The organism is Paracoccus aeridis (assembly GCF_004923205.2).
In the GTDB taxonomy this organism is placed as follows: Bacteria; Pseudomonadota; Alphaproteobacteria; order Rhodobacterales; family Rhodobacteraceae; genus Paracoccus; species Paracoccus aeridis.
In genome coordinates, this window is record NZ_SELD02000052.1 from 1 (window position 1) to 18,708 (window position 18,708).

General features: G+C 60.8%; 7 protein-coding genes and 1 pseudogene. 1 reads left to right on the top strand and 7 read right to left on the bottom strand.

The window, feature by feature from the left end; all coding sequences use genetic code 11:
* Positions 1 to 8: 8 nt before the first annotated feature.
* The 6 genes from ELI80_RS13785 to ELI80_RS16585 form a co-directional block, all read right to left on the bottom strand.
* Entirely contained in the window at positions 9 to 3,437 is a 3,429-nt protein-coding gene (locus ELI80_RS13785) for an Eco57I restriction-modification methylase domain-containing protein (protein ID WP_236641504.1), read from the bottom strand.
* 2 nt (positions 3,438 to 3,439) lie between these two features.
* A complete protein-coding gene (locus ELI80_RS13790) occupies positions 3,440 to 6,211 on the bottom strand; it encodes a DEAD/DEAH box helicase (protein WP_136652569.1) in 2,772 nt (923 codons plus the stop codon).
* Between the two features lies 1 nt (position 6,212).
* On the bottom strand, positions 6,213 to 11,390 hold the full coding sequence (locus tag ELI80_RS13795; protein ID WP_136652570.1) for a DEAD/DEAH box helicase: 5,178 nt from the start codon (positions 11,388 to 11,390) through the stop codon (positions 6,213 to 6,215).
* Positions 11,391 to 13,313, bottom strand: coding sequence for a GmrSD restriction endonuclease domain-containing protein (locus ELI80_RS13800; protein ID WP_136652571.1), 1,923 nt, complete (start codon positions 13,311 to 13,313; stop codon positions 11,391 to 11,393).
* Positions 13,314 to 13,376: 63 nt separating this feature from the next.
* The gene (locus ELI80_RS13805; RefSeq protein WP_136652572.1) at positions 13,377 to 14,264 is read right to left on the bottom strand and encodes a BrxR family helix-turn-helix transcriptional regulator; all 888 of its coding nucleotides are present in this window, start codon (positions 14,262 to 14,264) and stop codon (positions 13,377 to 13,379) included.
* A gap of 283 nt (positions 14,265 to 14,547) precedes the next feature.
* Positions 14,548 to 14,748, bottom strand: a complete 201-nt coding sequence (locus ELI80_RS16585; RefSeq protein ID WP_071167189.1) for a helix-turn-helix transcriptional regulator — start codon at positions 14,746 to 14,748, stop codon at positions 14,548 to 14,550.
* A gap of 981 nt (positions 14,749 to 15,729) precedes the next feature.
* On the opposite strand from ELI80_RS16585, the gene ELI80_RS13815 reads away from it, so the two are divergent.
* The gene (locus ELI80_RS13815; RefSeq protein WP_136652573.1) at positions 15,730 to 16,653 is read left to right on the top strand and encodes a hypothetical protein; all 924 of its coding nucleotides are present in this window, start codon (positions 15,730 to 15,732) and stop codon (positions 16,651 to 16,653) included.
* A gap of 77 nt (positions 16,654 to 16,730) precedes the next feature.
* Here the strand turns inward: ELI80_RS13815 and ELI80_RS13820 are convergent.
* Positions 16,731 to 17,924, bottom strand: a pseudogene (locus ELI80_RS13820) (IS3 family transposase).
* Between the last annotated feature and the right edge of the window lie 784 nt (positions 17,925 to 18,708).

Sequence of the window (18,708 nt, forward strand, 5' to 3'; positions counted from 1 at the left end):
TCAAAAGCCTACTTCAGGGAGGACCACTTTTCAGGGGGCAGACCACCCGAAATAAAGGTCCTCTCATTGGTGGCGTTGGTCAAACCTCTATGTCCGAAGAGCCATCCCCTTTTCCAATTGGTTTCGGCCAAGCGCTTCTCGATTTCATCTTGCGCCACCCAGTATCGAGGCAATGGCTCGTAATCCCTATTTGACTTTTCATCAATTGTGCTGTCGCTGGGCGACGCCCCGTCAAAAGAGTATCCGGCCCACCTGTGATCAAACTGATGAACCATTTTTGCTTCATAAAGAGGTAAATAGACATTCGCTTGGTTCTGTTTTTCGTGAGAGGCGCTGTCATCCGAAGGATGATTTTGCTCCCTATACCAAGACGAACTCTTAAGGCTGTAGCCTCGTGCACGAAGGTCGACAGCAGATTGAAACCATTCCGCATCTTCAGTCATATGCCAAATTCGGGTATAAATCGTCAGATCCCAAATATTGCCATCCTTGCCTTTGCTTTCATCAATCAGCACCGGCGCATGGGCATATATCTTTGACGTCAGTTCGGCATCGGCGCGTGAACGGAAAACCGGAGCCGTCTTGGTGTTGGGATTGATCGCCGCGATGTCAGCAGGCGAAAGTGTGAAGTTTCTTTCGGGCTCGGCCAGTTGCGAAGGCTCGGAGAGAAAGAACGCAAAATGCGCAGCGCTCTCGTCACGCCCAAGTGTCAGCAGCGAGAACTTGAACATCCGATGGACACTGGAGAACAACGGTAGCCGATTGTCGAAATCCACCAACTGAGCGAGCCGCTTTGCCTCCACCAAATGTGCAAAGAACGGTGCGGTCGTCGCATCTGTTGCAATGCCCGTTGGCACGATCACCCCGGCCCGCTGCCGCGCGAGGTTGGCGAACAACTCCGCAAAAAGCGCATAGGTGTTTACGTCGCCCCGCCCGGTCAGGGCAAAGCGCCCACCGTCCTCGCCCGACACGCGGACGAACTCGCTGGTCGCTTCGGCCTCGCGCTTCGTCTCGGCGAAAGCATCGAAAATAGCACGATCCGTGGTGCCCGGCGCGGCCTTCTCCAGCGCCTTGATCAGCCGATCCCGCGCGGCCTTGTTGGGTGCATTGGCGATCTCGGGCGAACGAGAAGCAAAGAACTCCTGCTCCTGCAGCTTGATCCGCTCCCACGGCGGGTTGCCCAGCACCACATCGAACCCGCCGCGCTGCATCACATCGGGGAACTCCAGCGGCCAGTGAAAGGCGCGGGCGCGGCGGGCGGCCTTGGGCGCGTCCATCATCGCATTCCGGATCTTGCCCTGATTGAGGGCCAGCCACAGCTCCTCGGTCGTCGGCACGGTGCGGGCGGATGCCCCCGCCGGTGCGCCGCCCACCTTGGGCAGCAGAAAGGCCGCGACATACAGGTTCGCCGCCGCCGTCGCTCGCACGAAGGCCTGCCCCTTGCGCAGTTCCTTGAACCGCGCGGCCTTGGCCCCGATCTGTTCCACCGTATCCTCGGGCAGATCGCGGAAGCCCGAGAAATCCAGCGCCAGCGGTTTCATCTCGGGCATGGCGACTTGCCCCGTGCCGAAATCGAACCCGGCTTGGCCAGCGGTCGCGGCGCGGTTGGCCTGCAAGTAGTAGCGCGCCGTATCCTTGTCATCGCCCGTCAGCGGCTTGTAGGCGGCATCGGGGATGCCGTCCTGCAGCACCTTCAGGTCGAACACCCCCAGCAGCGCATCGCCGCAGCGGATCTGCGCGTCGAAAAAGCCGAGGGGAAGGCCGGGGTCCACCGTCTCGATCCAGAGCGCGACCTTGGTCAGTTCGACCGCCATCGGGTTGCGGTCCACCCCGTGCAGGCAGGACCGCGCGACATCGCGCAGGGCATGGCGGAAATCGGCGAGCGAGGGCGTGCCCTCGGCCCGGATGCGCGCGAGCCGCGTGGCGATGCGGCGGGCGGCGGCCAGCAGGAAGTGGCCTGATCCGCAGGCAGGATCGATGACCGAGAGCTTCAGCAGCGCCTTGGCGGGATCGTCCGCCTCGGCCTCGGTCTTGTCGAGCACGGGGTCGAGCGCGGTGTCGAGCAGCGCCTGAACGAGGCTGTCGGGCGTGTAGTAGGAACCGGTGGTCTTGCGCTGATTGCCCTTCTGCTCGGCCGCCTCGGAGGCGAAGACCAGCGTCTTGCCGTCGTCGCCCAGTTGCGGCTGCAGTTCGAGGAGGGATTCGTAGACGGAGCCCAGCTCCTCGGTCTCCATCGCGCGCCAGTTGACGGGGACCATGCCGGTCTTCTGGTCGAGCCAGGAAAGGCGGTAGAGCGCCTCCATGAAGGCGCGGTTGCGCAGGCGGGCAGTTTCGAGGTGGGGCAGCCTGTCTTCGGCAAAGAGGCCGCCGAGGGCGGGCGACGCAAGGGCGGGCTGGCCCTGCGTGAGGGCGCGGAAGACGATCTTCACGCCTTCGTAGCGGTCGTGGTGCTTGTCCCAGGTGGCGGCGCGGTAGCATTGCTTGCGCAGCGACTGGAGCGAATAGCCCTGGGCGTAAAGGGCGCGGGCCTCGGGTTTGGCCTTTTCCGGGTGAAGGAGGTTCCGGTCCTCGGCCACCATGAGGAAGATCAGGCGGTAGACGAGACGCAGGAGCTCGTTGAACCATTCGGTCAGGTTCACTTCGCCGGAATGCAGTTTCGCGGCGAGGTCGGGGTTGGCCTCGAGGAAGCCCGAGCCGAGCAGTTTGAGGGCCAGCTGGACCTGACCGGCCAGGCGATCACGCGCGGCTTCGCCCTCCTTGGAGCCGGCATCGCGCCAGCGTTCGAGAGGGCAATCGGTGGCGGGGGTGTCTGCCACGCCGAAGCGGGTGCGGTGGATCAGCAGCCAGAGGACAGCGAAGGACGCGATGTCCTCGTTGGTGAACATCTGCGCCAGATCGGCCTCGATATAGGCCGGGCGGGTCAGGGAGGCATTGTCGCGCATGAGGCGCAACTGCATCCCGTTGGTCACGATGCCCCAAAGGGCCTCGTCGCGATCATTCAGGTGGTCCTGAAGGGCGAAGGCCGGAGAGCGCGACCTGTCCGTCGAAAGGGTCGGGCTGCGGCGATCAAGCAGCTCGGACGGCGGGACGACGACGACAGGCACGCGGTCGGATGCGATCAGGGCGATCGGTGCGGCTGCCGCCGCGAGATCGGTGTACCCGAAGGTTTCCCTGAAGAAATCGGCGATGAAACGCGAGGTAGCGGCGGCCGAGGGGTGCTCGATCTTCGCAAAGGCGTCGAAATGCGATTGGCCTACGCGGAAGGCGGTGGCGATTTCCTCGCGGATCTGGAGACCCTTGCGAACCCCGTACTCCTCGGGGGATTGCTCGGGTGCCTGGCGCTGATCGATCTTGGCGATCATCGCAGGCGCGATCAGGTTGCCTTCGAGGCTCAGCGACGGCCACGCGGACATATCGGTAATTGGTTTGCGGGCCATGATTACACCTCCCCCGGAACAAGAACGAAGAGGCCGATGACGTCTGGGGGAATGATCGGCTCCACACTGACACGCGACGCAGAACCGGCTGCAGCACGAAGGCGGGCGTGGTCTTCAACCAGCTCCGCGGCACGCTTTTGCACGAAATCGGCAATCGGGCCGCCCAGCAGGTCAGGAAGGGCCGCCTTCGCCGTATTGATCATCCGGTCGCGGGCGACAGGCGCAAGATCAGCAGTCGCGGGAGAGGCAAGCAACGCGCGCGCCTCGCTGCCAGAGGCGATCACCATATTGCTGTCGATGGCAACGAGGGCGGCTTCCTCTGCCAGCAGGAGGCGCTCACGCCGTGCATGAACCGTGAGCTTGTAACGAATACGCAAGAGCGCGACACGCGTCATCTGAGTGACGGCGGCACTCGGCCAGGCCCCGACACGACCGATGCCCAGATCCGGCAGCGCTTCGGTGTCGAGAGAGGCTTCAAGCAGGCTTTCTGCCAGGGACGATGTCAGCGGATGGGTTCTGGTCAGAAGTGAAGCGCCTGAGGGCACCGGTTCCTGCGTGGCCAGTCTCAGAGAGCCATTCAGCCCACGCTGCTCCAGCTTTTCCTTGAGGCTATCCTGAAGCGCATGCACGTGGGCGAACTGCAGCGATTTCTTCTTCTCGAGGGGCACCCCGAACCGAGACATCGCGCGCTCGAGAAATTCGAGCGTTTCCGCTGGCGATCCAAGCAGTGACTTCACCTTGTCCCATTCAGGAGCGACTTCACCCGGCTTCATGGCGTTTTGTGCAAACCGGGCGCGTGACCGTTTTTCGTTCTCGCTTGCATCGCGCCAGCGAGTCTCCATCACCTGGATGCCGTCGCCGATTTGCAGGTCCAGCGTCAGCTGCTTGTGGCTGCCACCGCCACGGCGGAGCATCATTGCAGCCATGAGCGCGTCGGTGACCGGTCCTCGCTCATCGGGGAGAGGCACAGTCACGCCCGTCGCCTTGCGGATTTCTTCAGCCTTGCGGAGAATGACGTCCAACACGGCACCGTCGATGGCGCTGTCGGGCGAAAACATCATGATCGAGCGAACGAGTTCGGCGGGTTGCCCGAAACGATCCACGCGACCTTCGCGCTGTTGATGGCGCGTCGGATTCCAGGAAAGGTCGTAGTGGATCACGGTGTCGAACAGCTGTTGAAGGTTGATCCCCTCCGACAGGCAATCCGTGGCGACAAGGATGCGCTGATCGGTGGCGGCACCTTCTTCCGCCGCCATTTCCGCCACGCGATCGCGACGTTCGTCCGGCGTCAATTCACCGGTCACGGCCTGCACATTCAGCTTGGGGAAAGCCTTACGAAGCCCTTCCTTCACGTGTTCGGCCGTGGCCAGGTAGCGGCAGAAGACGACCGGATTAGCGCCGTCTTTGATCAAGGGTTTGAGGGCCTTGATGAGGGCGTTCAGTTTGGGATCCTCGGCCGTCAGAAGTCCGCTGGCCTTGTCGAGCAGCTCTTGGAGAGCGGGATCATTTGAAAAGACGGTGTTTGGCTCGATGTCCACCGCGTCTTCGTCATCGCCATCTTCGTCGTAGATCTGCGGCTCGAGGCGGTCGTCTTCATTGGAAGCTCGGTTTCGCAACGCGCTCATTGCGGCTGCGGGTGACGATCCGACACAGCGCATCAGCGCCAGAGTGCCCCAGAAGGCAAGACGGCGATCCTTCTGCGCGTCTCCGGCCCGAGACACGACCGAGAAGCAGTAATCAAGCACGGCTTCCTGGAAGGCCCGATGCTCATCGTTCAGGCGATACGAGTATTCGGTGGTCTCGTGCTTGGGGAACGAGCGGTTCTCGTCCCAGTCGCCCTCGACCAGGTCGACGCGCCGCCGCTGAACAAAGTGCCTGACAAGGCGCTCGCGGTACTTCTGGTTGTCGAAGTTGACGGTCCCGAATTCCGTGTCGATCAGCGACAGCAGCCGAGCGAACGCATCTTCGTCCCCAGAGTGTGGCGTGGCTGTCAGCAGGATCAACCGACGCTCAGGATCGCGTGCAAGGCCTTGGAGCAGGTCGAAACGCTGCTGCTTTCCCTTGTGAGTCCCGACGCAGGCGTGTGCTTCATCGACGATAACGAAATCCGGACAGGCCCTGGCGAACCCATCCCGACGTTTCTCGGCTTTGATGTAGTCAAGGCTGACCACCGTGAACGGATAGGCGTCGAAAAGGGTCTGCGCCAATGGGAGGTTGCGCTCCAGACGTGCCGCAGTCCCGGAGGTGACGGCAACGGCATCGATCCCGAAGCGATCCTTCAATTCGGTGATCCACTGGTCCACGAGGTGCGGAGGGCAGAGAACCGAAAACGCATCAACTTCTCCGCGATCCATCAGTTCGCGGAGGATCAGACCCGCTTCAATGGTCTTGCCGATGCCAACGTCGTCGGCAATCAACAGCCGCGGGACCTGAAGCCGAAGGGCCATGAGCAGCGGGACCAGCTGGTAGGTCCGAGGCTCAAAAGCAAGCTGTGCGGCGGACCGGAACGGACCTGCCCCCCGGCGGAGGGTCAGCCGCAACGCGTCGGCAAGAAGCGCCGCCTTGGACTGCACTGTCGTGCGCGCATCGTCAGGCAGGTCGAAACGAGCGGCTTCTACCGGTGTAAGCTCGAGATCCGGAGCGAGAACCACGATGTCGTTTTCATTGCCCGAGAGGGGGCGCAGGGCGAGCAGGCCCTCGCCGGGTGTCGGCAAGGCAACCCATTCACGGCCGCGCGCTCTGACAAGATCTCCAGGAGTAAAATTCACAGTCATATCAACCTTCAAAATTCTTCATGAAGCCATCCGGCAGTCCTTCCGACGGCGCCGAAGGCAATCCAAAAACGACCCAGCCCTTGTTCAGCGCGTCTGCCTCAGCTTCTGCAGTCAGATCAGCGGTCGTCGCGGCAATCGCGAAAGCGCGCCAAACGAACTCGAATTCGCGCCCACCAAAGTTCGCGGGCATCGTATCGACTTGGGGAACGCCTGCGGCGCTGAATGCCTCAAGCCATGGTGATGCCACCGCTCCTGCAGTCGGCTTCGCAGCAAGGGAAATTGTGCCGCGTGCAAGATCGATCAGGAATTGAGCCACTTCCGGGCTCGAGCGGTCGATCAGCTCATGGTCCGGTTGGTTGAAGTAGGACAGCAAGCAACGGTAGCAGCCGCGAACACAGCTTCCGTCTTTCTTCTCCTGCAACAGATCCGCATCACCCGCCGCAATCGCAGCATCCACATTCTCGAAGTGCATCAGACCCAGAGCGGTCTTCGCCACCTCGTTGATTGCCTTTCCGTCATCGATCAGGCGCGTGAGCACGCCGGCACCGCCTTCCGTTGCCTCGTAGGCAAGGATTGCGCGACGGTTGTCCCTCGCGGGCAACGGTTCACCGAGGATTTCGCCTTCTTCCAACTGGAAAACCACTTCGATTCCGCGCAGCAACGCATGCTGAACCGTCGCGATTGTCTCGGGCTCATACTGCTCCGGCTTTTCGAAGCGGAACAACAGGGCATTCTTTCTGTCGCGGACAATCGGGACAATGCGAACCGGCTTGACCACGTCCGGCGGGACGTCCGTGTCGCTGTCCTCGTCGTCGGATTTCGCCCAGTATCCGGACCTCGGATCGATGTGGAAACCGAAGACAGTCTGGTCCTTTCGTCGCTTCAAGCCCTTGTTCAGTCGGCTGATTTCTGCGCTGTTGGCGTATTGCAGGGCCAAGAGGGAAGTCTCGCCACAGACGAATTTGGCGTTGGTCACTTGGACCTGCCCATCCTTCTTCGGCCAGGAGAAGACGGTCTGGATGTCAAAGCCCTGCCGAACGCGCTCTTCATCGTTCGCCGTGATGCGCTCAGTCGGGGCCGCCTCGACGTTGTCGATGCGCAGAGTCTTCTTGATGGGGACTTCACCCGCCATGTGGTTGTTGCACCCATGGCAGCGCTCGACCTCGCCCTCGTGTGATGCGCCACAGTTGGAGCAGATGTAGATATCCTTGGTCGCCAATTCCGATCCGTCGCCCTGACGCACCTCGGGCGGCAATTTGGCTTTCATGACTCGGTAGGCGCGGCCCTCATGATAGATCAGACTGCGCGGGCCGAATTCGGAAATGGCAAGGAAGCGGGCTCTGGACAGGAATGACCCCGTCTTACCTTCGCCAGGAACAAACGCGTAGAGCGGCAGGCGCGGGAAGTTGTACCCGGGAAGAAAGCCCTCAGTTGCCAGATACCGATACGAATAGAAATCGGAGCCATTCGAGGCTTTGCCTTGTTCGAGGATGGCGATCTGATCCTGGGCCTGCATTTGCGCGGCTTTGATTTTGCGTCGGTCGGCTCCCGATAGCCCCGTAATCTCCGAACGCTTGTTGGCCTCGGCCAATTGCGTCCTGGCAGAGCTATAAAGCTCCCGCCAACGGTCGAAGGCGCGGTCAAACTCCTTTGGGGCATTCATGGCCGTGTGAAGAACGAACTCGTCTGGATCATCCATCCAGATCGGGGTTTGCCCTCCGTCGGACGCCAGAATCTGCTTCAGGACACGCGCCATCGGTCCCCGTGCCTGCGAAACCAGAGCGGGTTTCGAGATGACCGCCAGAACGTCTTCCTTCAGCGGGAATTTATCTCCGTGAAGGTCCAGAATCTCCGGGATGTCGGGAGAAAGCGCCAGTTTCGCTTCAGCCAGCCACACCGCATGTAGGTGCGATCGGACCAGCTCTTCATTGGTTATGTCGAGCGCTGGCGGCCGCACGACACCGGCGACCATATCGTTGCGCCGTTCAAAGAAATACTGGTCATGCGGAGACCCCGAGGCGCAGTAGGTCACGACAACCGCGGCCTGGCCCGAGCGACCGGCACGACCAGCACGCTGCGCGTAATTCGCCGGCGTAGGAGGTACGTTGCGCAGGTAGACGGCGTTCAAGGCGGAAATATCAACGCCGAGCTCCATGGTCGGAGAGCAGAACAGCGCGGGCAGGAACCGGTCTGACTCGCCCGTAGCCCGAATTTCCGTGCGGTATTCCGAGCTGGCGAGGTGCTCCATGTCATCCTGCTCGAAACGGAACCGCCACTCACGCCACTCTCGCTGCTTTTGCGAAACCTGAGCCGTGTGCTCGCGTCCCTCCAGCCCCCAGTAGGAACTGCGCCCGTCGCCAAGGTCACTGGCAATCGCGGTGTAAAGGTCGTGGAAATATCGGTTGCCGCGGTGCGTTTCATCATCGAGGGCCGGTCCAGGCACAAGCCGAACCGCAGATGGTGACAGGCGCCAGCCCGTCACATCGCTATCGAGTTCGACAGGCACCAGCAGCCCTTCGTCGCTCAGGAAGGCAAGCATCCCTTCCATGAACTCGTAGTACTCATCCTTGTTCAGCTTCATGCCGAGAACCGACTTCCGGTTCACGAGCCGTGCGATCCGCGAATTGGGACCTGCCCGAAGAAGCGTTTGTTCTTCACGCAGCGTGACGACGTTCTTGCTGCCCGCGCGCAGGACAAGCGAGGACCGCGCTCGCGGATTTTCCTTTTGGTCAATGGCCCAAGGTGCCTGAAGCAGCATTCGCGATTTCTGGGCCACGCCGTCGAGGACAGTCAGGTCCAAGGCTTCGGTCTGAACAGCCAGGCCCTCGAGCATCGCGGACAAAATCGCCTTTAGAATTGCCTGCCGCTGTTCGAGGCTGAGGTCTCCTAGCGATGGATGGATGGCCATGAAGCGCTCGCGATCTTCAGAGATTTCCTCCAGGCCGAGGAAATTCACGTCGATCAGGTTCAGGACAGACAAGCTGGGGTTGGTGAAGCGCCAACCGCGACGCAGGTCAGTCCAAACACGATGGGCGAGTACCTTTGCGAGCGACCGCTGGGCATCTTCACGAATGATGGCACCAGCATTCGAATCCAGCAGCCAATGCTGGCGCGCCTCTTTGTTGGCGGCAGTAAAGCCGAGCGCCTTCACCACCTGCAGGCCGAACTCGTCTTCTGCGAGCCCACCTGAGCCAGCAGCAATGACCGCGCGAAGGATGGCTCCGCGCAACAGGCTTACGAACAGGAAGTCATTGAAATGGCCAGACTGCAGGGCTGCATCCTGACGGTTATCCGTGAACCCCAAAAGCTTCCGCTTCGTCTCGGGTACGCCGCTGCCAGGTTTGTTCATCCACTCTAGGGCGCTGGCGACCAGCAAGGTTGTTGCCGAGCTTCGCCCTTCGCCGGAGAGCCCCGCCAACTTGCTGCGCTCACGCATCCCCTGCGTCGGTTCGTCATGGCAGCACAGGCAGAACGCGAACTTTCCCGGGATGAACCAGAAATCGTTTCCGCCCGCTCCATGGCGACCATCAGCGCCCACGACGTAGGATACCGGCATACGCTTCTTGCGATACCCTCTCAGCCGTTCAATGCCGTTTTTCTCTTCTCGCCAGCTTTCGGGGTAGCCCTCAAGCTCGCCTGTGAACTGGAAGTCAGTATCGCCGGGCGTCACCGGACAGAGATACCCCGCGACCTCGTCTTCTTCAGTGTCGAGCGGCGTGTCGTCGATGCTTCGAGGCAGAAAGCGCAAGCTCCCATCATCGTCGACCTTGGTCACGACATGGTATTCTTGGCCACAATTTCGGCAGAACCGCGTGGGGTAGAGGCGGTTTCCAGGGGCTTCGGGGTCCTCGAGCTGTCCTTCAAGAAGGATCCTACGCGGCCTGGCTGTGAGCGTCGTAAAGACTTCACCGGCACCGGAGATGAACCGGTGGAGTTTGAAGGCGAGAAAGGCTCCGTCCTTCGTGCCGCCGCGCTCATGCTCCGGCAGGCTTACCCGGGTCAGGAATTTTTCGAGATAGTCTCGGCAGGTTTCGGCATCGACCGCGCTGGCCAGAGAAAGCTTTTCAACGGCTTCTTCGAAAGGGATAGGCTTCTTCCTGCGAAGCTCAAGCCCATCGTCCAATCCGAGTTCGAGTTCGGCCCACACCGAGAGCGGATGGCGCTTCAGAGTTTCGTCATCGAGTGCGTCCGGCAAAGGCTGCGTCAGAGCCGTCTTCAAGGCGCCAAGGACGTGCTCGGTCTTCAGGGTGTCATCGGTCGCGCGCTGCAATGACTCGTCGATGACCGCGTCCGGGCCAATGTCGGTGCCAAACAGACGAGACGCTACCTTCGCGACAGCAAGTGCGCGGCTCTCGTCCGATCCCTCGGAGGCCATCGTCGCCGAGGTCCCGATGCAGATTGGCTCCTTGTCAGGCGAGCACCTGTCCCGCAGGCGCCGAACGAGGACCGCGACATCGGCACCTTGGCGTCCACGATAGGTATGGAGTTCGTCGAGAATGATGAACTCGAGACCGGACGCGTTCGAGACGACTTTCGAGTCCAGGTCGTCCTGACGCGTCAGAAGCAATTCCGCCATCATGTAGTTCGTCAGGAGAATGTCGGGCGGATTGGCAGCGATGCGCTCCCGCTCTTCACGGCTTTCCTGACCGGTGTAACGTTTGACCACCGGCTTGAGCTCATCGGGCAAACCTGAACCGGCGATGAACTTGTCGATCTCCTTCATCTGGCTGTTTGCCAGTGCGTTCATGGGGTAAACGATGATTGCCGTCGTGCGACGCGGCTTTCCTGCGCGCCGCGCTCGGATGATCGAGTCGACAACCGGCACGAAGAAGCACAGGGATTTCCCCGAACCCGTACCGGTTGTGACGACATAACTCTTTCCTTGCTTCGCCTTCGCGATCGCCTCGGCTTGGTGCCGGTGAAAGCGAAGAGGCGTGGTGCCGAACCGGAAAACCTTGCCCGTGCTGTCGTCGAGATCACCCGTGGCGACGAGTTCATCGACCGTCGGCCCCGCCATGAAGCGTGGGTTCAGAGACAATAGGGCATCCGGCCAGAATTTTCCGGCGTCGTACTGGGCATCGATCTCGGATTTCAGGTCGGTTGCCCGAATTGCGCTGAATGAACGCGAAAAGTGCTCGTAAGCACGGATCAATTGATGGTCGAACTCAAACGCTTTCATTCAGGCGGCCTCCTCGGTGTCCGGGCTTGGAACATCGAAGCCTTCGTCGTCCTGAAGAACGTCCTCGCCTTCCTCCGGCACGGAATCTGCCCTGACGATCGCATGCCCGGTTGCCTTTGAAATCATGGCAAGGAGCCGCGTCTCCCGATCCGCCATGAATCCCTCGAAGTCATCCGCCCTTAGCAAGGAGGGATCCAGCCCGTGGGACGACAGATAATTGTCAAGCGCTTCGCGGGCGATCGGCGGGTTGTCCTTTCCGCCTGTTTCCAGTCGTTCTAGGTAGACCGATGGAGCTACGCCGCCAAGAATGCGGTTGGTCTTGTAGCTGAGCGGTGTCTTATTGACGACGGTGTCAAAGACCTTCGGCTCGATCTTCTGTTTCCTGCACCAGTCCTGCGGGAAGATGTGGTGGATATCGACGTATTCGTCAAAGAACACGGTGTCCTTGAAGTGCTGGCCGGAGCGAAGATCTCTCGCGCCCTCGGCCATCAGAAGGGCGTGGATGCCCTTGTAGGCAGCCGACAGGCGGGTGCGCAGGGTGCGCAGTCGCTCCGGGCGGAAGCGGCCATCGGTGATCGTGCTGGGCTCGGGGCCACCGTCGAGCCATGCGGGGACCTCGAGCACGTCCTTGGCAAATCGTGACTCGATGGCCGAGCCATACAGCTCACCAAAAATGCCGCACCAGAACCAGCGGGCAAGCTGGTCTTTCACGGCAGCGTGGTCGAACCTCGGCCCGATGATGGCGAGGATCGCGGCAAAGGGGACAAGCTGGCCCTGATAGGGCAGATCGATGACCCGATAGATGTGGTTCTGCCGGAGGAACTTCGCCGCAGTCTTGAACCCTTCTTCGACCGCAGCACGGTGTTTCAGGTACGCCTCCAGCGGCAGGTCTAGGAGCGACTGACGCGTGGCCCGGACTGCGGACAGCTCCGACTCTTTGCGCCCGGCGGCGATTTCGGCCGCGCGGGTCTCGACCCCATGCAGGAGGGCGATGGCCTGGAGCACATCTGTTGCCGCGACTTTTTCCAGCACGCCGAACTTCTGTTCGGCTGCCCGCCCAAAAAGCTGAAGCCGGGTCTGCAGCCCCGGCTGGCCGTCGGCGCCGAGCCAGTCGTCCCGCAGGCGATGGCCCCGGGCTGCATACATCGCTGTCACAAGCTCGAATGCGTCGAGCGGCTTGCCGCCGGTGTTCACCTTCTCAAAGACGAGGCAGACGGCCTCGTGCGAGGTGTCGGGGCTCAGCGCGATCACGGGCAGCTGGTAGGATTTGAAGTTCTGAAGGACCTCATCCTTGAACGGCTTGAAGAGCTTGCGTGTCTCCGGGTCGTTTTCCAGCCAGTATTCGTTGAAGCCGTCTTGCCATTCGTCCCAGTCAAAAACCTGGTTCAGCGGGAACATGAGGTTTTGGTATTCGAGTTCCGGCGTGGAGAGATCGAGGTCGATCTTCCGGTCGAAGTCCGACTTGATCCGCCGATCCTCCGGTACTGAGACAATGGCGTTTTCGCGGTCCTCGGCCGGGTTCATTGCTTTTCGAATGTCGATGTAAAACCAGCGCTTCACGAGCTTGAGGCGAGGCGTGACCGTTTGCACCACCTCGCGGCGCAAGCAGGTCTGATAAAGCGAGGTCATGCGCTGCTGGCCATCCAGCAAGAGCTGATCCGGTGCGTCGTCGCCAACTGCGGCATCCGCCCCCTGGATTGGTCGGCGTGCGAAGGTATCAGCCGCACCAGGTTTCACCTCGAGCGTCATCAAGGCGCCGACCGGAAACGCCTGCGAGATCGAGGCGATCAGCCCCTTGATCCGTTCCTCGTCCCACACCCAGCTGCGCTGGAAATCCGGCAACTGAATCTTGCCGTTCCCACACTGACGGAGAAGCTCCTCCAGGCTGACCGGGTTGGTCTTGAATGCCGCTTGTTTACCCAATCTGGCTCTCCTCAAATGAACTTGCTGGCTTCTGGCAACTGGAGGCGATGTCCGAAGAAGGCTTCATTTCGAACCCTCCGGAGCGCCAGCCGCTCGAATGCCACTGAAAATCTCGTCGCGATTGATCAGCACGATCTGCTGGTCTTGGGGCGCGCGCGCTTCGGGGGCGGTATCTAGCCCGAGGCGCTTAAGCGCATAGTAGAGGAGCGCACGTCTCACCTTGATCTTCGCCTTGCCGCCGCGCATGCCATAATCGAGCGCAATAACCCTCGCTTGTGTTTCCGAGAGGTCGGGGTGGGGCCCGACTTCCAGCGTAACCTCGGCAAGCCAGTCGTGATCGTCGCCGGCCGATTTGTCGCTTTCGCCCGAGCCTCGGATCTCAAGCATCCGCGACAATAGGAAGTCCTTGAAGCAATCGTCGGTTTGGCAGAACGCCCGAGTGTGCCACCGGAAACCGTCAAACGCGATGGCATGGGGGGCGATCCAGCGCCAGCGCGGCTCGGGGCTGGACAGGGACTGGTACTTTACCTCGATCGCCTCGGACCGGCGGATCGCGCCAACGACCGAACGAAGCGTTGCCGGATTGACCCCACGAACCGGCGTAGGGGCAGCTGCGTAGGGCGGGAGGTTGGCGATCCAGGCGTCCTCGCGGTCGAGGAGCCCGTCAGCGACCGATCGCAGCTGTGCAAGGTAGCGGCTCGCGTCGGGCTCGAGGAACTGCGGCTTGAACTCGGAGCCTCGTACGTAGGTTCGCGCACTCTTGTCGTAGACCATATTGTCCGGCGCGAAGCCGATGTAGCGGTTCAGGTCGGTGGACGCCTGGTTCACCGAGACCCCGAACTGGTCCATCAGATCGCTGCGGTTCACATGCCCCTCCCAGAACAGGCGGAACTCTATGAACTCGAGGCGCTGCTTGACACCCCAGCGAAGTTCCGACCGGTCGCTCTCCAAAATCACCTCCGGGCCAGATCGGAGGACCCGCAAACTATGCGGGCCCATTTTCTGTGCTCTCGATGACGGTAACTGAGGGGAGGAAAGCAGGCAATCGAAATTGCGCGTAAAGTGATTGTTTTCGAACGCGGTTCTATCTGAAGGTGCGGATGGTTGTTATGGCTTAGGCCTGAGGGCCGGAATGACGCTTGCTGGCGATCTGCATGCTATTCGGCGTACGCAACTTCCCTGCGCAGGTCAGAACTAGTCGCCGCGCAGGGCTTGGCTGACGATGCGCGCGGTTTCAGCGCCCAGCCTTAATCTCCTCCAAATCGCGCAGCTCTTGCTGTTCGAACGCCAACACATCTTCGACGCGATAGATCACCCGCCCGCCTAGCTTCATGAAGCGCGGCCCATCGCCGATCCACCGCCACCGCTCGAGTGTCCTTGGGCTAATTCTCCATCGGGCAGCCAGTTCGATTTGACTGAGGCACATTTCTCGCATTTTCGTTTCCTTTCGAGCGACCACCGTGGTCGCACGACAACGAATGCGTAGAAAGAAAACGTATTCAAGTCAGTGTGTTGCGGGTCCGTGCGCGTTACGGGCTGCGTCCCTCGGACATTGGGTGCAGCAGCGAATTGCTCCGTGAACCGGCGTCAAATTGCGAAAAGTTCCCTAGAAGTCCGTAAGACACGCTAGCCTGCCGGAGCTCCCTCAAGGGTCACAGGAGACGGTCCAGTTGGAAGCGCACTTCCTCCGCCAATTACCTTTGATTGCAGGGAGTTTTATCGTCGTTCTGGCCTGTCCCCCCCCCCACCAAGCTCGCCATGCAGAAGACGCTTGAATGCTGCGGGATGCAACAGCAGGTTCCGCTATCCTGTTCTCTTGTGTTAGGGCTGTGTAGCCCGCGGGGCAGCTAGCAAGGTCGTTTTCCTGAGTTGGCGCTATGTGCATAGAGCACTGGACAGCAGGTCACGGTGCCATACCTCGCCAGCTTCTCTGCCTCCCCGCGCAGGTTTAAGCATCACCTGTCCACCCCCAATCACCGCCCGCCCCGCTGCGTATTCACTGAAAGGTACTCGGTAAGCTGGGTAGGGCTGGCGCCAGCAGTTCTCGGGGGTGTCTTCAAGTTCGACCCCTTCCAGCCGCGACCGGCTGCGCACCCCGTCATGGACGCTAATACGAATTTTTGCCTTCACGCGCGCGCAAGGGCGCCGGCGAGTGTAAAGTAAGGCGCTCCTATCGCCAAGACCGACCGCCTCATCCGCCTATCCTAAACCGCGTTGAAATCGATGTCCTCTCCGTTCGTGTAGATACTCCGGTTCAGATTGGATTTTGTTCGCCCCTTGTGGGGCAGTCCTGAGGCATACGGAAGCACTGGGATGCTACAGGAGAGGATTGTAGTTGTCGCCTCATCGGCAAGCAGGCAGTGTACAGGACACGACGATTCGTAATGCTTTGTACAGATGGTAAGAAAGGTTTTCTATGGCCAAAGACGCTGATCGGTACCGCCCCACGCACGAGAACCTGCGCAGATACGCCCTTGCACCAACCATGCGCTGGCTGATTGCGGCTGCGCTTGATGGAGCGACGATAACGTACGGACAGATAAAACATCGCCTAGAAACTGAGGAGAATTTTTCTACTATCTTTTCAACGCAGATTGGGGCAGTTGCCGGATACCTCATCGAGCACATCCAGAGCATCGAGCCGAATGCTCCTCTTATAAACGTACTTGTAGTCAGCCAAGCTGAGGGGGTACCAAACGAAGGAGCTGGCTCGTTCATGGCGACCCGGTTCCAGGACTCTCGCCTACGCTCCCAAAGCTTCAAGGAACGATATCCACGTAAGTGGCGAGAGTACTTCGAGCGAGCTGCGGCTGAAGTTTATGATTACGGCCCGGCTGAATGGGCAAACCTCTATGCCCGTGTGTTTGGTTCGGACTTGAGCGAAACGGCCATTTCCATTGAGCGTGACATGCGACATGCGGGGAATGAAGATGACTTTGGGACCGGCGCAGCAAAATATGGCTGCGGCGGCGAGAGCGAGCATCATAAGGCGTTGCGGCTTTGGGTGGTCGAGAATCCGAAGTTCATCCATCGGACCTTTGCTCCCGCACGAACAGAAACTGAGTTCTGCCTCGACTCCGGCGACCGGATCGATGCGGTTTATCATCTTGCCGACCGAACTGTTGTACTGGAGGTGAAGTCGCGAATATCAAACGAAGTCGACCTTCGGCGTGGCGTTTATCAGTGCATCAAGTATCGCGCAGTTAAAGCTGCAATGGATGTTCGAGAAAACGTGCCGGTCGAGGCTGTTCTCGTAACTGAAACAAACGTGTCTGGAGAGGTCGCTTCCCTGCTCAAGAAACATGGAATCCGCCATTTCCTCGCGCCACTGAACCGTTAGCCGTAGTTGCCCAGATAGTCGTAGTACTGTCTCCCGTAACGAAAAGACTATGGCGCAGTTGGCCTGCCATTGGTCTTTCATCCAGCCACGACCGGAGTCCTTTGGCTATTTGCGCCTGTGGGCGCGGGGTGAGCAATCGCCCGGCGCGCGGAGCTTTCATCCCGCGCAGTGGGGGGCGATTGCGTTGCTCAGGTGCAGGGCGAACCCGGTGGGGGTCTGGTAGCCGAGCGCGGAATGCGGCCACGTAGTGTTGTAGTCGATGACCCAGGCCGAGGTCAGCTCGTGGGCGTGGGCGAGGTTCCGGAACAGGGTCTCGTTCAGGATCTCGTCGCGCATCCTGCCGTTGAAGCTCTCGACGAAGCCGTTCTGCATGGGCTTGTCCGGCGCGATGTAGTGCCATTCGATCCTGTGCTCGGCGCCCCACTTCAGGATCGCGTTCGAGGTGAGCTCTGTCCCGTTGTCAGAAACGATCATCCCGGGCCTGTCGCAACGTTCAATCAGCGCGGTCAGTTCCCGCGCCACGCGGCGGCCCGAGATCGACGTGTCCGGGATGGCTGCGAGACATTCCTGGGTGACGTCATCGACGACGTTCAGCAGCCGGAACCGCCGCCCGCAGGCGAGTTGGTCGTGAACGAAGTCAAGCGACCATCGGGCGTTGGCCCGCGCCTCGATCAGATCGGGGCCCGTGTGCCGATCGCCTTGCGGCGGGCGCTGCGTTTATGGACGGTTAATCCTTCCTCGCGATAGAGCCGGTAAATGCGGTTGATCCCCGACGGCTCGCCTTCGCGTCGCAACAGCACGAACAGGTGTCGGTAGCCGAACCGGTGCCGCTCGTTGGCCAAATCCCTCAGCCGCCCGCGCAGGGCGGTGTCGGATGGTCGCTGCAGCTGGTAGCAAACCATCGTGCGATCCGCCCCTGAAATCCGGCATGCCCGCCGTTCCGAGAGCCCGAGCAGGGCCTGCAGATGCGCGATTGCCTCGCGCTTCACGGCGGGTATCACCACTTTCTTGACAGCAGTTCCTTCATCGCCGCATGTCGAGCATCTGCCCGGCCAGCAGCTTCTTGAACTTGGCGTTCTCCTCCTCCAGCGCCCTCAGCCGCTTCGCATCGGACATGCCGGAATACTTCGCCTTCCAGGCTGAGACACGTGGCCTCCGACGTCCCGTGCGTGCGGCAGAGATCCGGGCACTTCGCGCCGTCGACGTATACGTCGACCATGCTCCTGCAGGATGCCGATAATCTGTTCTTCGGTCCGTTGTGCCTTCTTCATCGTCCGTCCTCTCCGTGGCGCGGAATATAATCGCAGTGGGAGGAAAAAGCCCGTGGCAGGTCACCCTTGCCGCGTCGCGCTCCTGATCGAGAAACGCATCTGGGACCTCGCCCTACGGGGACGTGGCCATCTGCAGGAATGGCTCGTCCACCAGCCTGACGCTCTGGCGAGGACCTGCTGATCCTGCAAAAGGAGTTCGACGGCTTCGACGATACGCGCGAACGGTTGGACCCGCTACCGGCAGCTCGCCCGCGACAAGACGCTCGGGATGTCGCTCGATTAGCTTCGACGTTGGCGCAATCCAAGTAGCAAGGTGATCAACAATCCAATCACCGTGATAGGCGACAAGACGCTCTCGGAGATGTGGGGCAGCGCCCGTCGTTCTCAATCGAGTGGATATGAGACAAGCTGCGCGGCCAAGGAGCACTCGATCGCCTCAACAGCGAGGCACGGGCGATCCTGCTCTTGATAGTCAACACCGGCGCGCGCCCGTTCGCAATCGCGGACCTAACCGCCGACCGGATCCGATTGGAGGAAAAGGCGCCGCATATCTCTGTTGAGGGCGGGGACCGGCAGTTGCGTGTGCGGAGCGTATCATTCCACACGTGGCCTGTCGCTGGAGGCGATGCGTGCCCATTCTGAGGGTCTCGCGCTGCCGCGACAGGCTCGGTCTCTCTCGGTGAACAGCGTTGTCCCGCAACTCGGACTGAGGCTCGGCTTGCCCCTTTCCCCTAAGTTTCGTAAGCGTCCGGCGTAGGCGCCTACTTCTTCCGAGGTTGCCACC